General features: G+C 69.1%; 3 protein-coding genes. All 3 read right to left on the minus strand.

The window, feature by feature from the left end; translation table 11 throughout:
• A partial coding sequence (eno, locus tag AC0VX0_RS12200) for a phosphopyruvate hydratase (RefSeq protein WP_475452160.1) occupies nt 1-1,214 on the minus strand: 1,214 nt, incomplete at its 3' end.
• A 142-nt stretch (nt 1,215-1,356) separates the two neighbouring features.
• Entirely contained in the window at nt 1,357-1,842 is a 486-nt protein-coding gene (locus tag AC0VX0_RS12205) for an inorganic diphosphatase (protein WP_002854167.1), read from the minus strand.
• A gap of 47 nt (nt 1,843-1,889) precedes the next feature.
• Nucleotides 1,890-2,169, minus strand: a 280-nt coding sequence (locus tag AC0VX0_RS12210; RefSeq protein WP_475452163.1) for a fluoride efflux transporter FluC, incomplete at its 5' end; no start/stop codon positions are given.

Consider the following 2,169-nt stretch of genomic DNA (forward strand, 5'->3'; position numbering starts at 1 on the left):
ACAACGAGGTCCGCGATGAACGTGTCCGTGGTCTCCCCAGAACGGTGGGAGACCATGCTGGCCATCCCGATGCTCTTGGCGGTGGCGATCGCGCCGAGGGTCTGGGAGACGGTCCCGATCTGGTTCGGCTTGATCAGTGCCGCGTTCGTCAGCTGCTGCTCGCCGCCGTCGCGGATCCGCTGTGGGTCGGTGACGTAGAGGTCGTCGCCGACGATCTGGATCCGGTCGCCGAGCGCCGCTTGCATGCGGCGGAACCCCTCATGGTCGTCTTCCGCGAACGCGTCTTCGATGCTCCGGATCGGATACGTGTCGATGAGGTGCCGGTAGTAGTCGACCAGCCCGTCCCGGTCGAGGCTGTCGTTGAGCACCCGGTAGGAGCCGTCGCCCTGGGAGAACTCGTTCGCGGCCGGATCGAGCGCGATCGCCACCTGATCGACGCCCGGCTCGTAGCCGGCGGTACGGATCGCGTCGACGAGCAGGTCGAGCGCTTCCTCGGGCGCAGCGATCGACGGTGCGAAACCGCCCTCGTCGCCGAGGCCGAGGCTGCCGAACCGGTCCCGAACCAGCGCCGCGAGAGCGTGGTACACGTCTGCGCCGATTCGGACGGCGTCTGCCATCGAGCCTGCGTTGACGGGAGCGATCATGAACTCCTGGAAGTCCAGCTCGTTCGCTGCGTGCGCGCCGCCGTTGAGGACGTTGAAGTGCGGGACCGGCATCCGCGGCGTCGAGCCGGTGATCTCAGCGATCCACTGCCAGAGCGGGAGGTCCGCGGCATGGGCGAGGGCCCTGGATGCGGCGATCGAGGTGGCGACAACGCTGTTCGCGCCGAGCCGGCGGTACCCGGTGGTGCCGTCGAGTTCGGCAAGGGCGGCGTCGATCTGCCCGATCGCCGACCACGACCGGCCGGTGAGGAGCCCTGAGATGTCGGTGTCGATCAGGTGGAGCGCCTGGGTGACGTCGCGGCCGCCGAACGCGGAACCGCCGTCGCGGAGCTCGACGGCTTCGTGGGCGCCGGTGGATGCGCCCGCGGGGGCGTCCCCGGTGACGGTGCGGCCGTCGTCGAGCTCGAGGGACACGCGGACGGTCGGGTAGCCGCGGGAGTCGAGGATGCGGGCGCCGTGGACGGCGTCGATGGTGACGGGGTGGTCGTGGTGGGTGACGTACTCACCCTGATGGGCTCCGTGGTGGTGGATGCCGCTGATGTAGTCGTTCATGGTGACGCTCCTTCGGTTCGGTTCGGGTCATGCGTCGAGCTGGTCTGTGGTTGGAAGGGGAAGCCGCGGGGAGGCGGAGGGACGACCTGCTGGCGATCACTCAGCGCCAGTGCCTCCCCGCGGCAGTCTGTGGACCCGTGGGTCACGGGTGTCGGGTGTGGGCGTTCTGTGCGGTGCGGATGACGGCTTCGGCAGCAGCACGGTCGGCCCACCCGTTGGTGGTGACGTGCTTGCCGTGCTCGATCTCCTTGTAGTGGGCGAAGAAGTGCTCGATCTCCGCCAGCGTGTGTTCCGGCACATCGGTGATGTCCCGCAGCTGCGCGAAGCGGTCGTCGCCAGCGGGAACGGTGAGGATCTTGTCGTCGCCGCCGTTCTCGTCGACCATGCGCAGCATCCCGACCGGCCGGACCGTGATGACGACGCCGGGGAACGTGGGACGGGGCAGGAGCACCAGGGCGTCGAGGGGGTCGCCGTCATCGCCGAGGGTGTTGTCGATGGAGCCGTAGTCCTGGGGGAACACCATGCTGGTGAACACCGCCCGGTCGAGCCGGATCCGGCCGGTGGTGTGGTCGACCTCGTACTTGTTGCCGCTGCCGCGGGGAATCTCGATCGTGACGTCGAACAGCATGGGTACCTCCGGTGCTGGAGCGGGTGGGTGGTCAGTGAGTGGGGTGGTCACAGGGTGCCGCCGAGGAGGATGCCGGCGGTCGCGGCGGCGACGGAGACGACGAGCATTCCGAGACCGTTGATCGCGGCGGCGGTGATCCGTCCGCTGCGGGCGAGGCGGACGGTTTCGAAGCTGGCGGTGCTGAACGTGGTGTAGCCGCCCATCACCCCGGTGCCGAGGACCGCGACCGGCACCGCGCCGAGGTGCGTGGCGGCGCCGACGATGATCCCCAGCAGCAGCGACCCGGTGATGTTGATCGTCAGCGTGCCGACGGGGAGCCGGAACTCC

Source organism: Micrococcus sp. iso_26, assembly GCF_056172975.1.

Excerpts from the sequence above, each read along its gene's own strand:
- AC0VX0_RS12205 (WP_002854167.1), bottom strand. The coding sequence starts at position 1,842 with ATGCTGTTCGACGTCACGATCGAGATTCCCCGCGGCAGCGGCAACAAG.